This is a genomic window from Vicinamibacterales bacterium (assembly GCA_036504215.1).
Taxonomy (GTDB): domain Bacteria; phylum Acidobacteriota; class Vicinamibacteria; order Vicinamibacterales; family Fen-181; genus FEN-299.
The window spans coordinates 50,491-69,057 of record DASXVO010000005.1 but is presented as its reverse complement, the minus strand read 5'-3'; the positions used below and the strand labels follow the sequence as shown (position 1 = coordinate 69,057).

At 66.5% G+C, this 18,567-nt stretch carries 17 protein-coding genes; 2 read left to right on the top strand and 15 right to left on the bottom strand.

All coding sequences use genetic code 11. The annotated features are described in order from the left end of the window. Positions 1–279: 279 nt before the first annotated feature. Genes VGK32_01190 through VGK32_01180 form a run of 3 tightly spaced genes read right to left on the bottom strand, consistent with a single transcriptional unit; the run spans position 280 to position 3,887 of the window. On the bottom strand, positions 280–1,665 hold the full coding sequence (locus VGK32_01190) for a sigma-54 dependent transcriptional regulator (protein HEY3380348.1): 1,386 nt from the start codon (positions 1,663–1,665) through the stop codon (positions 280–282). Then, positions 1,658–2,212 carry an archaemetzincin family Zn-dependent metalloprotease gene (locus tag VGK32_01185; GenBank protein HEY3380347.1) on the bottom strand — a complete coding sequence of 185 codons (555 nt, stop codon included), beginning with the start codon at positions 2,210–2,212 and terminating at the stop codon, positions 1,658–1,660. Before VGK32_01185 ends, VGK32_01190 begins: the two co-directional genes overlap by 8 nt. A gap of 13 nt (positions 2,213–2,225) precedes the next feature. Further along, on the bottom strand, positions 2,226–3,887 hold the full coding sequence (locus VGK32_01180; protein HEY3380346.1) for an ATP-binding protein: 1,662 nt from the start codon (positions 3,885–3,887) through the stop codon (positions 2,226–2,228). A gap of 258 nt (positions 3,888–4,145) precedes the next feature. On the opposite strand from VGK32_01180, the gene VGK32_01175 reads away from it, so the two are divergent. Both VGK32_01175 and VGK32_01170 read left to right on the top strand, forming a co-directional pair. Then, positions 4,146–5,684: an NAD(P)-dependent oxidoreductase gene (locus VGK32_01175; GenBank protein ID HEY3380345.1), complete on the top strand. Its 1,539-nt coding sequence runs from the start codon at positions 4,146–4,148 to the stop codon at positions 5,682–5,684. A gap of 163 nt (positions 5,685–5,847) precedes the next feature. Beyond that, a complete protein-coding gene (locus VGK32_01170; protein HEY3380344.1) occupies positions 5,848–6,285 on the top strand; it encodes a hypothetical protein in 438 nt (145 codons plus the stop codon). On the opposite strand, the gene VGK32_01165 is transcribed toward VGK32_01170, so the two are convergent. The 12 genes from VGK32_01165 to VGK32_01110 all read right to left on the bottom strand — a co-directional run bounded on the left by VGK32_01165 (position 6,282) and on the right by VGK32_01110 (position 18,559). Continuing rightward, positions 6,282–6,941 (bottom strand): response regulator transcription factor, encoded by a 660-nt coding sequence (locus tag VGK32_01165; protein HEY3380343.1) that lies wholly within the window; start codon positions 6,939–6,941, stop codon positions 6,282–6,284. The two genes, VGK32_01170 and VGK32_01165, sit on opposite strands and share 4 nt — an antisense overlap. Beyond that, entirely contained in the window at positions 6,910–8,784 is a 1,875-nt protein-coding gene (locus tag VGK32_01160) for an ATP-binding protein (GenBank protein ID HEY3380342.1), read from the bottom strand. The genes VGK32_01165 and VGK32_01160 overlap by 32 nt, the downstream gene beginning before the upstream one ends. Next, positions 8,769–9,323: a hypothetical protein gene (locus VGK32_01155; GenBank protein HEY3380341.1), complete on the bottom strand. Its 555-nt coding sequence runs from the start codon at positions 9,321–9,323 to the stop codon at positions 8,769–8,771. Before VGK32_01155 ends, VGK32_01160 begins: the two co-directional genes overlap by 16 nt. Positions 9,324–9,383: 60 nt before the next feature. Further along, positions 9,384–10,370 carry a M56 family metallopeptidase gene (locus tag VGK32_01150; protein HEY3380340.1) on the bottom strand — a complete coding sequence of 329 codons (987 nt, stop codon included), beginning with the start codon at positions 10,368–10,370 and terminating at the stop codon, positions 9,384–9,386. Between the two features lie 23 nt (positions 10,371–10,393). Next, positions 10,394–11,089: a cytochrome b/b6 domain-containing protein gene (locus tag VGK32_01145; protein HEY3380339.1), complete on the bottom strand. Its 696-nt coding sequence runs from the start codon at positions 11,087–11,089 to the stop codon at positions 10,394–10,396. Further along, the gene (locus tag VGK32_01140; GenBank protein ID HEY3380338.1) at positions 11,086–12,135 is read right to left on the bottom strand and encodes a cytochrome c3 family protein; all 1,050 of its coding nucleotides are present in this window, start codon (positions 12,133–12,135) and stop codon (positions 11,086–11,088) included. The genes VGK32_01145 and VGK32_01140 overlap by 4 nt, the downstream gene beginning before the upstream one ends. Positions 12,136–12,360: 225 nt before the next feature. Then, a complete protein-coding gene (locus VGK32_01135) occupies positions 12,361–12,747 on the bottom strand; it encodes a cytochrome c (protein HEY3380337.1) in 387 nt (128 codons plus the stop codon). Continuing rightward, positions 12,695–13,240, bottom strand: a complete 546-nt coding sequence (locus VGK32_01130) for a HyaD/HybD family hydrogenase maturation endopeptidase (GenBank protein HEY3380336.1) — start codon at positions 13,238–13,240, stop codon at positions 12,695–12,697. Before VGK32_01130 ends, VGK32_01135 begins: the two co-directional genes overlap by 53 nt. Continuing rightward, positions 13,233–13,961: a Ni/Fe-hydrogenase, b-type cytochrome subunit gene (cybH, locus tag VGK32_01125; GenBank protein ID HEY3380335.1), complete on the bottom strand. Its 729-nt coding sequence runs from the start codon at positions 13,959–13,961 to the stop codon at positions 13,233–13,235. The genes VGK32_01130 and cybH overlap by 8 nt, the downstream gene beginning before the upstream one ends. Continuing rightward, on the bottom strand, positions 13,958–15,664 hold the full coding sequence (locus tag VGK32_01120) for a nickel-dependent hydrogenase large subunit (GenBank protein ID HEY3380334.1): 1,707 nt from the start codon (positions 15,662–15,664) through the stop codon (positions 13,958–13,960). The genes cybH and VGK32_01120 overlap by 4 nt, the downstream gene beginning before the upstream one ends. Next, on the bottom strand, positions 15,661–16,779 hold the full coding sequence (locus VGK32_01115) for a hydrogenase small subunit (protein HEY3380333.1): 1,119 nt from the start codon (positions 16,777–16,779) through the stop codon (positions 15,661–15,663). The genes VGK32_01120 and VGK32_01115 overlap by 4 nt, the downstream gene beginning before the upstream one ends. Before the next feature lie 430 nt (positions 16,780–17,209). Further along, a complete protein-coding gene (locus VGK32_01110) occupies positions 17,210–18,559 on the bottom strand; it encodes an ATP-binding protein (GenBank protein HEY3380332.1) in 1,350 nt (449 codons plus the stop codon). Positions 18,560–18,567: the final 8 nt, after the last annotated feature.

The following is an 18,567-nucleotide window of genomic DNA, read 5'->3' as shown; positions in this document are numbered from 1 at the left end:
TTTGGGCCGGCTGGACGACTGTTGAACTATTCACCACGTCATTTCTGCAAATTGCGAAACTGAAGGCGAATATGAGTGGAAACACTAGGCAATATGCCCAGACGTCCATTGTGTTTAAAAACGCGGCAGGCTGTAGAGGAGTTCGGCAGGTAGTGAGAATTGGGCTGAGCAGCCAGGTGCAGGGATATCCAGGCCAGGGACCCTCAGCCGGAGTATGGGCCTGACACCGAAGCCGGGGAAAGTCTCTCGGGGCAGGACTTTGGCCCGGCCTGTCAGTTTCTAGCTCGGCTCTTGCTCCGGCTCGGGCTCGCCGTCCTTGCGGAGCTGGTACTTCTTCATCTTGTTGTAGAGCGTCGCCCGATCGATTCCGAGCGTCCGGGCGGCCTGGCTGATATTGCCGCCGGCATCCTGGAGCACCCGGCAGATGTGATGCTTCTCCACATCGTCGAGCGAGGCGAGGCTGCCGTTGTCACCGATGTCCGCGCATGGCGGGCGGCGCAGGCCGAGGTCGGACGTTTCGATGACCCGGCCCGGCGCAACGACGATCGCCCGCTCGAGCACGTTGCGCAGCTCGCGCACGTTGCCGGGCCAGGTGTGCGCCATGAGGATCCCCATGGCGTCGGTGGAGACGCCGTCAATCTGGCGGTTCATCTCGGCGCCGAGCTGTTCGAGGAAGTGCTCGACGAGCAGCGGCATGTCCTCCAGGCGGTCGCGCAGCGGCGGCAGGTGAATCGGGATGACGTTGAGGCGGTAGAAGAGATCCTCGCGGAAGGATCCGTCAGCGACCGCCTTCTGAAGGTCGCGGTTGGTGGCCGCGATGATGCGCACGTCCACCGTGACGGCTTCCGAGCCACCGACGCGGAAGAACTTGCGGTCCTCGAGCACGCGCAGCAGATCGAGCTGCAGCTTCGACGTGACGTCGCCAATCTCGTCGAGGAACAGCGTGCCGCCGTGCGCCATCTCGAACTTGCCCTTGCGGCGCGCCGCGGCGCCCGTGAAGGCGCCCTTCTCGTGGCCGAACAGCTCGGATTCGAGCAGCGTCTCGGTGAGCGCGGCGCACGAGACGGCCACGAACGGTCCCTGGCTACGCGGGCTCTCGGCGTGGACCGCGCGCGCCAGGAGCTCCTTGCCCGTGCCGCTCTCGCCGAGGATCAGGATGGTCGAGTGGCTGCGGGCGGCCGTGCGTGCGAGGTCGAACACCGCCTGCATCGTCGGGCTCTTGCTGATCAGGTCGCGGAAGTGATACTCGCGCTTGAGGACCTTTCGCAGCAACACGTTCTCGCGCACCAGCGCCTGCTGCGTGACGATCTTCTGGATCATCAGGCTCAGCTCTTCGGGGTCGAAGGGCTTCACCAGGTAGTCGTACGCGCCGATTTTCATCGCGGCGACGGCCGAGTCCACCGTCGCGTACGCGGTCATGATGACGGCGACGGCTTCGGGCTGGATCTTCCGCGCCTCCTCGAGCACCTGCAGGCCGTCGATGCCCGGCATCTTCAGGTCCACGAGGAGGATCGACCAGCGCTCCTTCCGGATGCGCTCGAGCGCCGTTTCGCCGTCCTGCGCCGTGGCCAGGGTATAGCCGTCCTTCTCGAGCCAGGCCGACAACGACTCTCGGACGATCTCCTCGTCATCGACGATGAGGATCCGGGTGCGTTCTCTACTCATGATGTTCCTGTCCTTGCTTTCGCAGCTCGCCAAACCGGATGTGGCAGTCGTGACAGAGCACCGGCTCCTTGGCGTCCACCTGCACCAGATTGACCGAACGTGCCATCACGCACGTGGGACGAGGGCAGTGTATCAACCCGAACGTGTGTCCGAGTTCGTGCACGGACTCCTTCACGACACGTGCGGTGAGCAGCGCGTGATCGGGGCGGAAGCCCGTGTCGGACGCGAGCCGTGCCGTGGACACGACGGCCGCGGTGCCGCCCAGTTGGGCTTCGCCGTACACGAACGTCAGGATCGGGATGAACAGATCGACGTCGGTGAGGCCAACGATCTTCGCCGCCTCCTTGGGGCGCGCATCCAGCAGCCACTTGAGAATCCGCGTCGAGGAGTGCTGCTGCCGCCTGGCATCGTACGAATCGGCCGGGCGCTCGTGGCTGAGCCACGCCCGGACCGGCAGGCCGAACGCCTGCTCGGTCCGCCGTCGCACCATGCCCAGCAGCTCGTGATCCGCCGCCGCTGCGCCGATCCACCACAGGTATACGTCCACTCCGTCCGTTCTTCTACGCGCCCCGCGAGGGCGTCAACGCCGCCGCCGCCGCCCCGGCGATCGGTAACTGAATGAGTACCGTCGTGCCCTGACCCACTTGGCTCTTGACGTCCAGCTTGCCGCCGTGTTTCTCGATGATGCCGTAGACGACCGACAGCCCGAGGCCCGTCCCTTTCTCCTTGGTCGTGAAGAACGGGTCGAGAATGTGCGAGAGGTGCTCGGGCGCGATGCCGGGCCCCGTGTCGCTGATCGCCAGCTCCACCATCTTCTCGCCAGCGCGCGCCTCGACTCGAAGCGTGCCCCCCTGGCTCATCGCCTCGCAGGCGTTCAGCGCGATGTTCACAATCGACTGTCGCAACTGCCCGAAATCCCCCTTCACGAGCGGCATCGGCGGCAGGTGTTTCTCGAGCGTGACGTTCTGCATGAGCAGGCGATGCGTCAGCAGGGAGAGCGCCTCTTCGGCGACGGCGCTGACGTCGATGTCCTTGAGGCTCGGCAGCCGCTGACGGGCGAAGTCGAGGAGGTTCCGCACGATGACCGTGCAGCGCTCCGTCTCGCGCTGGACCAGGCGGAGGTTGCGCACGCACGACTCTCGCACCTTCTCGGTCAGCTCGCCTTCCTCGTGCATCCGGATCAGGAGCTTCGCGTACGTGAGGATGCCTGCCAGCGGATTGTTGATCTCGTGCGCGACCGAGGCCGCCAGCTTGCCGAGTGACGACATCTTCTCGGACTGGAAGAGCTGGACCTGCGCCGCCTTCAACGCCGCCGTGCGGTCCTCGACCTGCCGCTCGAGGTTCTCGTTCAGATGCTGGAGGTCGCCGCGGGCCTGCTGCAGCGAGTTCGTCATGTCGTTGAACGACAGCGCCAGCCGCCCCAGTTCGTCGGAGCGATACACCGGGAGGCGTTGATCGAGATCGCCTTCGGCAATGCGTGCGGTCGCCGCGACCACCTCGCCGAGCGGCTTGATCACGTAGCCACGGACCACGAGGCCGACCGTGAGTGCGAGCAGCAGGATGCCCACGCCAGAGAAGAGGACCGTGCGCCGGCCGAGGGCCTCGACCGCGTGGTCCTCGTCCTCCAGGGACATCGCGATGTCCACGACGCCCAGCACCTGCTTCGTCACAGGGTGCTCGTGGCACACCGCCGTCGAGCAGCTGGCATCGTTGTAGATCGGCGTAATCATCCCGAGGACGCGGTGGCCGTTCCGCAAGAAGATTCGGCTGCGGGAGGGAACGTTCAGCCGCACGAGGGGCTGGCCTGCGACGTGGCACGCGTAGCAGGCCTCGGCCCGCTTGTCCACCCACCGGCCGATCTCGCCGCGGTCGGTGGAGAAGGTGACGCGGCCGTCCTTGTTCAGCATCCGGACCTGCTCGATGCCCTTCAGCTGGCCGATCATGTCCATGGTGCGATAGGCGCCGGTGCGCTCATCGCTCAGCATGAAGTGGTACGTGCTCGCCTTGATGGTGTCGCTGAACTGCACCGCGCCGCGGAGCACCTCTGCCGTGAGGTATTGCTGCTGGGTTCGGAGATTGGTGACCACGAGGGCCGCGCCGCAGAGCACCGTGACCAGCGTGATGACGACCGCCGCCCTGACGCCCAGACGATTGCGCCAGGGAACGCGCAGGGCGCCGGGACGTGCCCCGGCGGACGCCGACGGAGTGCCATTCGGAGACATAACAACGCTCGGATCTGCCCTCCGGTGCGGGCAGGTTTGGCTCGGCGGCGGGTCAGACCGAGAAGTCGCAGACCTGCGGGGGGGCAACCGTGCGCCCGGAGGGCGACGGCCCTCTATTCTAGCGCGGAGTTCTGCCATTGCATCGCCAGATGGGGAAATAATCAACGAGGAAGAATTCAGCGGCGACGCCTGTCTGTTGCAGACAAAACAGTCTGGAACCGTCTAGAATTGCCACCTCTGGACGGGAGGGCCGAGATCATGACGTGGCCAAACCTGGTCATCACAGGCGCCTCCGGCTTCGTGGGGCGCCACCTGATTGGTGCGATCCAAGACGACCATCGCATCTTCGGGATCGCGCGACGGTCCCAGGGCCGGAGCGGAGTCGCCCTGCATCCGAACCTGATCTGGTTCCAGGCCGACATCGCCGAACGCGCGCAGATCGAGCCGGTGTTCCGGAGAATTCGGGAGGAGGGAGGTGCCGACACCGTCGTGCATCTCGCCGCCGACCGCGATGCCTTCGGCGGTGCCAGCTCGGCTCAGTGGCGGACGAATGTCATCGGACTGCGGCACGTGCTCGAGCTCTCGGCGTGGCTGCCCGCCCGGCATTTCGTCTTCGCCAGCTCGGTGGCAGCATGTCGCATCCCGCGGCCCGGGATGGCCGTCACCGAGGGGAGCCCTCCTCACGCTCGCGACATCGGAGCCGTGACCAAGCGGGAGGGGGAGGCGATGGTATTCGAGTTCAGCGATCGCATCCACTCGGTCATCGCTCGATTTGCCGCGCCGTTCTCGGACTGGTGTGAGCATCCACCACTGTCGGCCGCGCTCGATCGATGGCTCTCGAATGCGTGGCTCCGGACCTCGCTCCACGGGCACGGTCGCTCGGCGGTTCCATACCTCCACATCGGCGACCTCGTCCTCTTCCTGCAGGAGGTGCTCAGATCCATTGAAGGTCTGAAGCCATGTGAAGTCCTGCTGGCGAGCCCGGATGGAGCCGTGTCGGAGCGCGAACTCTACGAGGCGGCCACGCTTGCCCACTTCGGTGCGAGGGGCAGGTCTCTGGCCATGCCTGGAGCCGTGCGCGGGGCACTCGCCTGGGCAGAGGCTCTCATCGCCCGGCTGAGCGTCCGCCCGCCGTTCGGGCGGACCTGGATGACCGATCCGGTCGATGGCGTGCTCGCCGTCGACGCCAGGCAGACGAGGCGACGACTCGAATGGGCGCCACGGCCGCGCCTGGAGATCCTCCGTCGGATGCCGTTTCTCATCGAGAACCGCAAGATCGATCCAGCGAAGTGGGCCGAGATGAACCGAACCGCTGTCGCGGAATTGCCCATTCCCGCCAGTCTCAAGATCTACTGGCTCCTGGAGCAGCATCAGGAGCGGATCATCCGGGACTTCAACGATCTCCTGACGGGGCCGCTTCGGCAGGCACGGTTCAGCCGGTATCGGGCGCTGACCTCGGCGCAGCACGAGTGGAACCACCGCGTGGTGCTACGCCAGCTGATGAATGCCGTCCGGACGGAGGACCGCGGCGTGTTCATGGCCTATTGCCAGGACCTGGCCAATCAACGGTGCAAGGAGGGCTTCGCGGCGAACGAGGTGTGCGGCGCACTGGAGGCGCTGAATCTCGTGTGCTGGCGCGTTCTGCGGCTCGATCCCGAGTCGAAGGGCCTGCGGCAGCCTATCTTCGACACGATCACTTCGACCTTGCGGTCTGGCTGCGACCAGGTTCAGGAAGCATTCGAAGTCCTTCAGTTGCGTGATCGGCGTGCGCGCGCTCAGGCCGAACGGAAGGGCTAGCGCGTCGGGCGTCTTCCCCGACCATCTCGGGTGTTTTCCCGATGCCGCATCGGGACTTTTACCCGGTCCGCACGGTCAACCGCCCGATTGTCGAATCGGTCGGCCGGACGTAGATTATATGCAGACGTTGACAGTGACCCCGGCATTCATAGAGAGGTGAGTCATGGCGAAGCGAACTGGTGGCACGGCGGTGAAGACGGGCTTCTACTGGAATCTTGGCAAGTGGGAACTCACGATGGTTCCCAAGCCGGGAGGCATCCTTCCCGGCGGCATGGAGCAGCAGTACATCAAGGTTCCGATCGTGGCGTTGCTCGTGCTGGCCCCGCTGATGGGCGCTGTCTATGCGATGTTCCTTCCCTTCATCGGGTTCGCGATGCTCTTCATGTTCCTTGGAAAGAAGGCGTTCGCGATGACGCGTTCCGGCGCGGTGGGCGTGGCGGCGACCATGACCCCCGAGTGGCGGCCCGGCGAGGCGTACCTGGCGAGCAAGAAGAAGGCGCCGGATGCCGAGAACGGCGAGGTCGTGGATCAGGACTCCATCGATTCGAGCGTGCAGGGCAAGCAGCGCCACGAATCGCGCCGGCCCGACCTGCACGACTAGCCGTCGACCCGGATCACGCCCTTGTGCAGCGCGAACTTGATCAGGTCGGTCCGGCTGTGCAGGTCGAGTTTCTGCATGATGTGTTCGCGGTGCGACATGGCGGTCTTGACGGTGATGTCGAGCAATTCCGCCACTTCCTTGTTGCTCCGGCCTTCTGCCACGAGCTTCAGGACCTGCTTCTCACGGTCTGTCAACGCGTCATAGAGGTCGGTGGCTTCGCCGGGAGCCGCCGACGAGACCGGCTCCCGCATCGCCTCCCGCGCGACTTCCGGGTCCAGCACCAGGCCGCCGCGGTTGACCGCTCGAATGGCTGCGGTCAGCTCGGCACCAGCGGCTTTCTTCAGGACGTAGCCCGAGACACCGGCCTTCAGGAAGCGCCTGATGTACTCGCGATCCTCGTACTGCGTGAGGACCAGGATCTTCGTTTCTGGGATGTCCTTGCGAATCGCCAGGGTCGCCTCGAGGCCGCCGAGGCCAGGCATCGCGATGTCCATCAGGACCACGTCTGGAGCCAGGCGCCGCGCCAGGTCGATCGCCTCGAGGCCGTTGGCGGCCTCGCCGACCACCTCGATATCATCCGACAACTGGAGGAGCGCCCGCACCCCCTCGCGGACGATGGCATGATCATCCGCGATTAGGACGCGAATCCTGGGCATGTCCGACCTCCTGGATCGTCGGAACGGCGACCGCTATCCGCGTGCCGCGTCCCGGTGCCGAGTCGATTTCGATTGTCCCGCCAAACAGCTCGATCCGCTCGCGCATGCCGAGCAGACCCAGGCCGCGCTCCCTGGCGGCCGGTGGAGGCAGATCCTCGGGTGCGAATCCCTTCCCATCGTCTTCGATCTCGATCGAGATCCGGTCGTCGTGCTCGAAGCACTGGATGAGGACGGTCTCGGCGCCCGAGTGCTTCGCGATGTTGGTGATGGCTTCCTGCGCCACGCGGAAGAGCGCCGTCTCCAGTTCGGGCAGCAGGCGGGTTTCGATGCCGCTGAACTCGCAGCGCACCGTGATGCCGCGCGATTCGAGATGACGCTCGGCGTACCAGCGGATGGCGGACAGCAGCCCGAGGTCGTCGAGCACGGACGGACGCAGATCGAAGATCAGGCGGTGCAGCTCGTCGAGCGTGCGGACGGTGAGGGCCTTGGCTTCGACGAGCCGGTCGCGCGAGGCTTCCTGCGGCCACGCGGCCAGTGCCGTTTCGATCTTCATCGCCAGGGCGCTCAGCGTCTGGCTCGTTTCGTCGTGCAGCTCGCGCGCCAGGCGTTTGCGCTCGTCCTCCTGCGCAGAAATCACCTTGCGCAACAGCTCCTCGCGCCACTGCTCGCGCTCCTGGAGCTGGCGGTAGAGGCCCTGCAGCTCGTGGGTGCGCGACTCGACTCGCTGTTCGAGTTCCTGGTTGGCTCGCGCAATCGTATCCATCGACGTACGGAGCGCGACACGCATGCGTTCGAGCGACCCGCCGAGCCGGCCCACCTCGTCCTCGGCCAGGCGGGGGATGGGCTGATCGAGGTCGCCGCTCGCAATCCGCTCGGCGGACGCCGTGAGCAAGGCGAGTGGGCGCTTCACGCTGCGTGCCGCACCGAGCGCGAACAGGAGGGCGAGGCCGAGCAGCGCGGGGCCGAGCCAGAGCACCCGCCGAGCCATCGACCGCCCCTGGGCGAACGTCTCGGCTTCGTCCTGGAGCATCACGACCGCCCACGGCGCCGACAGTAGAGGGGCAATCGCGACGACGGTTCTCGCGTCGCCCTCGGCGTCGACTTCGACGACCGGTTCGCGGCTCCGGATCTTCGCGCCGAGCCGCTCGGGGTGTGCGCTTGGCCTGAAGCGACGCGACGCATCGGTGGCGGCGATGACGGTGCCGGTGCTGTCCACGAGCGAGGTGATCCCGGTTCGGCCCAGGCGGTACGGCTCGAGGATCGTGACGAAGCGCGACGCTTCGGGATCGACCTCGCCGCCGGCCAGTGCGACTACCTGTCCGCGCCAGTTCCGCATGGGAACGAGCAGGTAGAGCCGTCGCCGTCCCCCGGCCTCGGTCAGATCGGAGATGACGGGCCGCCCGGTCTGCAGGGCGACGCCGACGTCGCCCTGCGGTGGTGTGGGCGCGCCGCCCCCCGCCGGCCTGCTGGGCTCGTCGAGCAGCACCGCGCCGTCACGGCCGATGAGAAAGACCCGTTCGAACAGCCGCGAGCGGAGGTACGCCGTCCGGAGGGCCGACTGCTCCGGCGACGGGTCCCGATCGGACAGGTCCACCCCGGGGGTTCCCGACACGCCCTGCAGGATCTCGAGTTCGCTCCGGACGACATAGTCGAGATGTGCGGCGATGCTCCGCGCGAGCATCTCGCGTTCTGCCGCCAGACGCTCGGTCAGCGAGTTGAAGCCAACGAAGCTCGTGCCGCCGAAGATGGCGAGCGCTGCCAGGATGCCGATGCCGACCAGCAGCACGACACGCGTCTGGATGCCGCGCCGTTTCCGGCCGGGGATCGTCATTGCCGGGGCCATGACTGCGTCCGTTCGAGGCTTTGGGCGATCACGAGCAGTTCCTCCGCTGCGCCATCGTACCGCAACATGACCCTCCGCGCGCCGTGCACCCACCACACTTCATGGAGTGTCCGCCCCTCGTCTGTCACGACTCGCGAGAGTACGCCCTGACGCGTGCCGATCGCGACCGCGCTCGACTGGAGCACGAGAACCGGCGGCAGCAGGGTCGCCGGCGGTGGCGCCGGCTCGTCCATGGACTCGACGAGGACGAGACGTTCCCCACGATCCTCGCGGCCGACCACGTGTACCACTGCCCAGACATGCGGCCCCACGAACGACTCGATCCGCGATGGTGGCCACGCGAGCGTGTCGGGGTAGAAGGCGGGCAGCCAGATCCTCGCGCCCAGGGCACGTTCGGCCCGATCGATCGACTCGTACGCCCGGGCGCCTGGTGGCGTCCCGGTGAGCAGCGACGGCAGACGGTCGAGCGCCTTGAGCGCGACGGCCGCCGCCGCGAGAACCACGAGCCAGGAGGCGATCAGCCTGACGGTCTCTCTCATCGGTGTGCCGCGGCGCCGCGGACCGAGATGCCTCCGCGACGTTCGATCGATCCGGATCCCCTACACGGAGAAGAACACCAGCAGCGCGATGCCGAGCGCGGCCAGCGCCAACGTGAGCGGCCCGCCGCCTGTCGGCACACCCGGCGCCGTCGCGCGCAGCCTCCGACACCGGCGCGCGACGCCGGCGCGTCGCGCCTTCCAGAAGAGTCGTTCGAGCGACGAGTCGGTTTCGACGGGCTGTGCCTGACCGGCGTCGAACAGGATTTCGATCGCGCGGGCGAGGGCATTCGGGTCGCCCACAAGCCGGACGGCCAGTTGGTCCGCCCGACGCTCCATGTCGTCCACGACGGCACGGGCCGTCCACTGAGCCGCCGGATTCAGGAACAACACCACTCGCAGCGCAATCAGGACGTAGCCCCATGCGGGATCGCGGTAGGCCGCGTGAGCGAGTTCGTGCGCCAGGGCCGCGTTCAATTCCGCGGCCGGCAGCCGTGCCATCGTCGAAGGCGAGATGACGAGCGTCGGCCGGCGGGCGCCCTCACAGAGCAGGACCGGGGCCGTGAGCCGAATCACTCGAACCGGTGGAGGCGCTATCCCCAGAACCCTCGCGTGTGTCTCGACTGCCGTGGTGACGGAGGTGCTCCCCGCGAGCCACGGGCCCACGTCGGCCGCACGGTGGCCGGCCCGCAGCAGATCGAGGATCGGCGGCACGGCGTCCCGGAGGAAGAGCGCCGCGCCAAGACCGGCGGCGAGCAGCAGCACGAGGTCGCCCAGCCCGACGCCCGACACGTGCAGCAGGTTCCACCGTTCACTCGCAAACAACGCCCGACGGCCAATGAACGACGGATCGTTCCGCCACGGCGCGAGGAGGAAGAGGACGGGCAGGGCCACGATCGGAAACAGCAGCGGCAGAAACCGCAGGCGCACGCGCCACGAGGCATCTTCGACACGCCACGCTCGCAGCACGGTCTCGACGAAGACCGCGGCAATCAGCCCGTGAAGAATCGACTGGGCCAGAAAGGCTGGGAGGAGGCGGCCCATCGTCATGTGACCAGCAGCGCGCCCCTCCGTCAGATCGACGCAGGATCGGAAGGCGACTGTTCGTCCTTCAGTCTCTCATATTCCCGACCATGCTCGTGGTGCAGCCGGTCCAGGCTGATCTTCCCGGTGAAGATGGTCGTGTCGAACGGGAAAACGTCGGGATTGAGGTGCGCGTTGTAGATGTGCCAGACGATGACCACGAGAAAGGCCATCAACCCCTCGTTCCCGTGCGCCAGTTTCGCCGCTGGAATGACCTCGCCGGGAAGGAACTGCGCGGTCAGGATCGGGAAGAGCAGTACGAGCCCGGTGCTGATGACGATGACGGCACCCAGGACGAGGCCCCAGTACTCGAACTTCTGCTTGTAGTCGAACTTGTCGAACCTGGCCGGCTCCTCGGAGCCTCCCAGGTAGTAGCGGATCTGGTCGATGGCGTCGGTGAAGTCCTGGCGTGTCGGCACGATCGACAACGACGAGCGCCCCAGGAGCACGAGCCCCACCGCCGTTGTCAAATGGATGCCGGTCAGCAGCGCGAACGCGACGCCTGCTGCTCGGTGGATCCACCGCACGCGGTCAATGCCGCCGAGGCCGACGATGAGCGCCTGGGCCCACGAGGCCTCGAAGAACTTCTGCGGCAGACCCGTCAGCGACAGGATGATGAACACCGTCATCACCGAGAAGTGCTCGATGCGCTGCCGCCGCGAGAAACGGACGATGTAGCCCTTCATCGGTTGACCACGACGCGCCAGAGGTGGAGGAGGATCTGGAGCACCAATCCTCCGATCATGAATGGGATCAAGACGTAGTACATGAGCTTGACGCCGTAGACGAGCGGAGCCTTCTGCAGCGTCGGCTCGTAGTGTGACATCCACGCGGCCGAGAAACTCTTGGTCGCGCCCGGGTGGCACTTCTGACAGGTGGCCACCAGGTTCTTCTGCATCTGCGCCGAGCCCGGTCCTTTGGTCTTCGCGATGTCGTGCACGCCGTGGCAGTCGATGCACAGCGCCGTGACGCGTGGTCCCGTCGTCCCATCCTGCTTTTGGAGCGACGCCGTCATGCCGTGGAAGTCGGCCAGATAGGTCTGCATCACCGCCGTGGACAGGCCGTACTTCTTCATCATGCTCTGGCTGGCGTGGCAGCTGGCGCAGAGTTCCGGGCTCTTGAGCCGCCAACCGGGCGCGTGCGGGCCCGCGATGTCGTGCGAGTGGTGGCAGTCCGTGCAGGCAGGGACGTCGATGTTCTTCTCCTCGATCAGCGCCCGGCCATGCACGCTGCGCGCGTAGACGGTCGAGACGCCCCGATGACACGTGGCGCACGTCTGGGAGATCCGCGAGCGCGGCTGATTGGGCGGCGTGATGTCGTGGGCGCCGTGGCAATCCACGCACGTCGGTGCCGTGCGGTCACCGCGCGCGATGGCCGCGTAGTGGACACTGTCGAGTGTCTTGCTGTAGTTGGCGAAATGGCACCGCTTGCACGCCTCGTAGTACGCGATGGTGAACTCGCGCTTTGACTTGAACGGCTTCGACGCGTGCGGGATCTCGGTCACGTCGGTGTGGCAGTCCGTGCAGCCGAGCTTTCCACCGTGCACCGAGCGGGTGAAACCGCCTTTGTCGACAAACAGGCCTCGGGACTCACCACTCGGCAGCATGACCGACATCGACTTGTCGGCGTGACATGCCAGACACGTTTCGATGTCTTCGTTCTTCGGCTGGACCGCCGCCGGCGTCTGGACGATCAAGGCAACGACGAGTGGGAAAAGCGCTGAACAAGGCATGCTGCTGACTGCCACCGGAGAAGGGGAAAACGACGACCCAACCTCAGCTAACCAGCAAGGCGGTTGCCAACGGCGCAGTCTAGCAGAAACCGCACGTTTCTGCGCGGTTCCCAGGAGGATGGCTGATGGCTGGTCGCGCGAGTGCCGAAAATTCGGCAGTGGTCTGCGAATGGTCGCATGTGGAGTGTTGTGTAATGCACCACTCCAGGCGTTTGCCTGTGCTGCTCACCGGGAGCGGCCGAACGAGCAGACGTACGCTGTCAGATTGGCGATGGCGTCGTCGCCCAGGGCGGCCCACGCCGGCATCGCCGTGCCTGTGACGCCGTCGCGGATCGCGCGGGACACGTGTTCTGGCGACGTCGATCGGCGCCACGCCACGTCGGTGAAATCCCGGGGTGCGCGAGCGAACGACGACCGACGGACTCCCTGGCCATCGCCGCGCTCGCCATGACAAAAGGCGCAGTGGGTCTGGTAGAGGCGGCGACCCGCCTCCCGCGCGGCGAGTGAAGATAGCCGGGAGGCGGGCGGCGAGGCAATGTCGGACCGGCCGCAGGTCGTCTCAGCGATCGCCGACAGCAGCGCGCAGACGAGCGCCCTCGTGGTCGTGGTCATGCGGTTGTTTCATCGACAAGGGGAAACCCAGTCGAGCCGCCTCCTGGCAGACGCGGGCGACGAGGTCGTCGAACGCCGCGTCCACTGGTGCCGAGAGGCCGTAGCCGAGTTCCGTGCTGAGCGGCACGACGCCGAGCAGGGTGAGTTCGGGAGGTACACGCTCCCGCCACCGCGCGGCGTCGAGCAGATCGGCGACGCCCACCTGGTGGACCGATAGGTGGGACGCGATGGCCGGTCCCACCTCCTCACCCTCGAGGCGGATCACGGTTCCAGGCGGCGCGTCCACCTGCACCGCGTCAACCAGGATCGCGCGCTCTGCATCCTCGAGATAGGGCAGAAGGGCCAGTCCGAGCGTGCCTCCGTCGAGAATCCGCACGCCGTCCGGCGCCACCCTCGTTTCGGCAATCTCCTGCACCACGAAGGCGCCCGCGCCGTCGTCGGTGCAGAGGAGATTGCCGAGGCCGAGAATGAGCAGCGACGAACGGCTATCCATGCTGGTCCTTGCGGTCGATGAACCGGTAGCCGGAGTACACCAGGTCTTCTCGCGGAACGAACTTGTAGCCGGAGAAGATCGATTCGACCGTGGCATTCGCTTCGACCTGCGACATCAGCACGGCGCTGTAGACGTGGTGCAGCGCGAAGCCGATGAGCATCCACATGAACCCGTGATGCAGCCAGCGCGCCATCGCGAGACCGCCGAACACGGGCACGAGGAACGTGAACAGCCGCAGTGGCGAGCCGACGTGCGCGCTGACCGAGTACATCGCCAGCCCGGTGCCGATCATGATGAGGTAGATGACGAACACCAGTGTGTAGGTCAGCCCCGCCAGCGGGTTGTGTCCGACGAAGCCCGGGGGTTTCCGCATCCGAAACAGGTAGTAGCTCAGCGTCGGCCAGATCGCCTTCCAGCGCTTGGTGCGCGCGGGGACGAACTTGTCCCATCGCGCGTAGTTGTTTCCGACGAACATCCACCAGACGCGGCTGAAGACCGCGATGCCGAAGACGATCGCGGTCGAGTAGTGGATCAACTTCACGAGGCCCATCAGCGACCGTTGCGTGACGACGCCGGTCGTCATGAGCGAGGGATTCGCGATGTAGAGCCCGGTGCCCGACAGGACCGCGATGGACCCGGCGATCAGCCAGTGGCACGCACGTACCGGCCACTCCCAGACGTACACGCGCACGGTTTCGGCCAGGGCGGTGTCGCCGATCATGACAGCCTCACTCGCGCGATTTCGCGCCGGCGGCCGTCCAGGACGTGGACGCCGCACGCCAGACATGGATCGAAGGAGTGAATGGTCCGCAGGATTTCGATCGGCTTCGCCGGATCCGCGACGGGCGTTCCGAGAAGCGCCTCCTCGTACGGCCCGCGGTGGCCAGCGGCGTCACGCGGGCCGGCGTTCCACGTGCTGGGGACGATGCACTGGTAGTTGGCAATCGAGCCGTTGCGGATGTGGACCCAATGACCCAGGGCGCCGCGCGGCGCCTCGTGGAGGCCGACACCCGATGCCTCGGCGGGCCAGCTGTTCGGGTCCCACTTCGAGTTGTCGTGCGTCCGCAAGTCGTGCCGCGCCATGTTGCCGGCGAGTTGGTCGAGCCACTCGACCTGCTTCTCGGCGAGGATGAGGGTCTCGATGGCGCGCGCCGCCACGCGACCGAGCGTGGAGAAGAGGGCCTCGGGCCCGACCCCGAGCTTCTGGAGGACGCCGCCGACCACCTCCTTCACCCGTGCGTGGCCGGACGCATAGGCCACCAGCATGCGCGAGAGCGGCCCGACTTCCATCGGAAGGCCGTCGTAGCGTGGCGACTTGAGCCAGCTGTATTTCGCCGCTGTATCGAGCCGCTCGAACGGAGGCTTGGGTCCCGTGTAACTGGGTTTCGTTTCGCCGGCGAACGGGTGCAGGCCCACCTGGTCGCCACCGGCGTACTCGTACCACGAGTGCGTGACCTGCTCGGTGATCAGGGCCGCGTCGAGGCGTTCGACCTTGCTCAGATCCTTGTTGCGAATGACGCCGGATGGGAGGAAGAGGGCAGGGCGCTGCCCGTCGTCTTCGGGGTACTCGCCGTAGACGAGGAAGTGGCCGGGTCCCGCGCCGTAGCCTGCCCAGTCCTTGTAGAACGAAGCGACAGCCAGAACGTCAGGAATGTACACGCGGGCCACGAAGTCGTGCGCCTTGTTGATCAGCGAGCGCACCTGAGCGAGCGTGTCGGCATTGAGCGAGGCCTGCTTGTCGGGATCGACCGGCGTCGCCATGCCGCCGACCAGGAAGCTCTGGAGGTGAGGGTTCTTTCCACCGAGGATCGCGTGGACCTTGATGACCTCTCGCTGCCACTCGAGCGCTTCGAGGTAGTGCGCCACGGCGAGCAGGTTCGCCTCCGGCGGCAGCTTGTATGCGCTATGTCCCCAGTAGGCGTTGGCAAACGGACCGAGCTGTCCACGGTCGACGAAGCCCTTGATCCGGTCGCGAACGCCGGCGAAATACTTCGTGCTCGAGAGCGGCCAGTCCGAAATCGACTCGGCCAGCGATGAGGTCTTGGTCGGGTCTGCGCTCAGCGCGGAAACGATGTCCACCCAGTCGAGCGCGTGGAGATGGTAGAAGTGGACGACGTGGTCCTGGACGCACTGCATCGCGATGATCAGGTTGCGCAGCAGCCGTGCGTTGGGTGGCGGTGCCGCGCCGATCGCGTTCTCGACGGCCCGAATGGAGGCGATGGCGTGCACGGTGGTGCACACACCGCAAATCCGCTGCGTGAACACCCACGCATCGCGCGGGTCGCGGCCCTTCAGGATCAGCTCGATGCCGCGAAACATCGTGGAAGACGACCAGGCGTCACGCACCTTGCCCCCATCGACCTCGGCCTCGATCCGCAGGTGCCCCTCGATCCGAGTGACGGGATCAACGACGATGTGCGTCATACCGTGTCTCCCTTCTTCGCCTCGGGTTTGGGCTCTTCCTGCGGTAGCTGCCTGGACCTCTTCACATAGGAGATCACGCCGTGTGTGGCGAAGGCGGCCGCGATGCCGACCGACGCGGCGACGCCGACGCGGTCAACGGTGTAGCCGGGGCCGAGAATCGGCGGCCCCTGCAGGTGCTGGTAAAAAGGCGTCATCTTGTCCCAGAAATCCGGCTCGGCGCAGCCGACGCACGGATGACCGCAGCCGATCGGCCAGTTCGTCCCCTCGTTCCAGCGCACGCGCGGACAATTCTGGGACGTGACCGGGCCCTTGCAGCCCATCTTGTACAGGCAGTAGCCCGTTCGGTGGCCTTCGTCGCCCCACGCCTCGACGTACTGCCCGGCGTCGTAGTGGGCGCGGCGCTCGCAGTTGTCGTGAATGAGCTTGCCGTAGGCGAAGAGCGGCCGCTGGTACTCGTCGAGCGGAGGCCAGTTCTTGAACGTCAGGTAGTGCACGAGCAAAGCCGTGATGTTCTCGGCGTTCGCGGGGCACGCAGGGAAATTCACCAGGTTCTTGATCCCCGGCACGGCGTCAGCCACCCCAACGGCGCCCGTGGGGTTCGGCGCCGCGGCCGGCAGGCCCCCGTAGGCCGCGCACGTGCCCATCGCGATCGTCGCTGCCGCGTTGCCACAGACCTCCCGGGCGATCTCGAGCGCCGAACGGCCGCCGATGGTGCAATAGGCGCCGCCGTCACCGGTCGGAATCGAACCCTCGACGACCGCGAGGTACTGGCCTCGCTTGTCGCCGACGACCTTCTTCAGGGTTTCATGCGCCTGTACACCCGCGGCCGCCATGATGGTCTCGTGGTAGTCCACCGACAGCGTGTCGAGAATGATGTCGGCCACGGTGGGTCGGGCCGCACGCAGGAACGACTCGGTGTTGCCGCAGCAGTCCTGAAATTCGAGCCACACCAAGACCGGCTTGTCCGTCTGCTGGATCGCCTTGGCGATCGCGGCAGACAGTGATGCGGGCAGCGCGAGTGCCGACGCCATCACCGTGCAGAATCCCAGGAAGTCGCGGCGGGACACCCCTCGCCGCTCGAGTTCATCGGTGAACCAGCTCTCGCGATCGCTCATAGTCACGTCCTCTGATGGCGTCGCCCGGTGGAACGACAGGCGTGCCGGTCCGGGCATTGCGATCAACCGGGAGCAGGGCTCCCGGCACGAACGAAGAACAGCGCCGCCGATTGCCGAAGTACCGGACTGGGTGTTGTGTTGGGATTGCCGCAGGCCGCGTCTAGCGATTTCCGTGCCAGGAAGCCTAACTTCGTGATTCGACGAAGCTTGCGTGTTCAGTGAGAAACGGAGGTCGCACCTGCCGCCGGAAACCCGACGGTTGAGACCCGGGTTGCCACCCCGAAGACTGCTAGCTTCGCCACACACCGCCAAACTCGCTTCGCTGTCTAGCCCGCGCTGTTTCTGGACGACGCCTCCGGCGTCGTCATCGGGGCGGAAGCGCGGCGCGAGAACGTGCGTCATTCGTCACGCTCTGCCCCCTGGAAGATGTCTAGCGGCGTGCTTCGGGATCGGGCCAGGCGATGTGGGCGGGATTGTCGGCGACGACTGACGAGCGGGGATTGAGGAGCGGCAGCCGGAGCGTCGCTCGGCAGCCGCTCCGGTCGGTTCGGTTCTCCAGGGTGAGGGTTCCGTTGTGGCCCTCGGCGATCTGGCGACTGAGTACCAGACCGATGCCGGACCCACCGGGCTTTGTCGTGAAGAACGGCACGAACAGGTTGGCCGTCTGCGCCAGCCCGTGTCCCTCGTCGTCCACGCGCAGCTCCAGGAAGCCGCCGGAGGTCGCCCAGCTCACGTTCACGCCGCCATCCGTCTCGAGGGCCGCGTCCACGGCGTTCTTCAGCACGTTGATCAGCAACTGCTCGAGCTGATCACTGTCGCCAGGCACCTGGAGCGCAGGCCCCTGTTCGAGCGAAACGGCCATCCGGGTCTCGAGGCCGACGACACGCCTGGCGAGGTCTCCGATGTCGAGCGGAGCCAGGCGAGGCTGGGGGAGTCGGGCGAGCCGCGCGTAGGACGCGGTGAACCGTGTGAGGGCCTCCGATCGCTGTGCGATCACCCCCAAGCCTCGTCCCGCGTCGTCACGCCAGTCGGCCGGGAGTTCCTGGCGCTGGAGCAGGCGCGCGAGGCTGCCCGCAATCGACTTGATGGGCGCCAGCGAGTTGTTGATCTCGTGGCCAAGAACGCGCATCAGTCGCTGCCACGCCTGGCGCTCTTCCTCGCGCAACGGACGGCTCACATCGGTCAGCACGAGGAGCTGGTGGGGGAGGCCGCCCTGCCGGAAGCTGGTGCGCCGGACCTCCCAGCGGCCGACGCCGCCGGGAAAGGCCATGTCGGCGACACGAGGCGTGTGCTCGTCGAGGCCGGACGCCAGGCCGAGTTCTTCCGCGTTGCATCCGAGCAGGCGCTCGGCCGCACGCCCGAGCAGCCGCTCTCCGGCGCGGTTGATCAGGCGCAGGCGATGGGCGCCATCGAAGGTGAACACGGCGACGTCGATCTCCTCCATGACCTTGCGGAGCAGGGCGGTCGCCTCGAGCGCGCCGAGGCGCTGCTGGCGGAGCGTGTCGGCAAGGACGTTCGCCTCCAGCATCACCTCGCCGAGGGCATCATCCTGGGCCGCGCCGCGTGCGCGCACCGACGCATCGCCTTCGCGGAGCCCGGCGAGGAGATTGGAGAGGGTCTGGAGCGGGTAGACGACGCGCGTGCGCAGGGCGACGGCAACGCCGCACCAGCACGAGAGGATCAAGACGGTGAGGGTCCAGGAGATCTTGGGCGCGAAGTTGCCGGTCCAGAGCAGCCAGAGCGCGACGACGACGGCCGGGAGGCCGGCGAGGAGCGCCATGAGCAGGA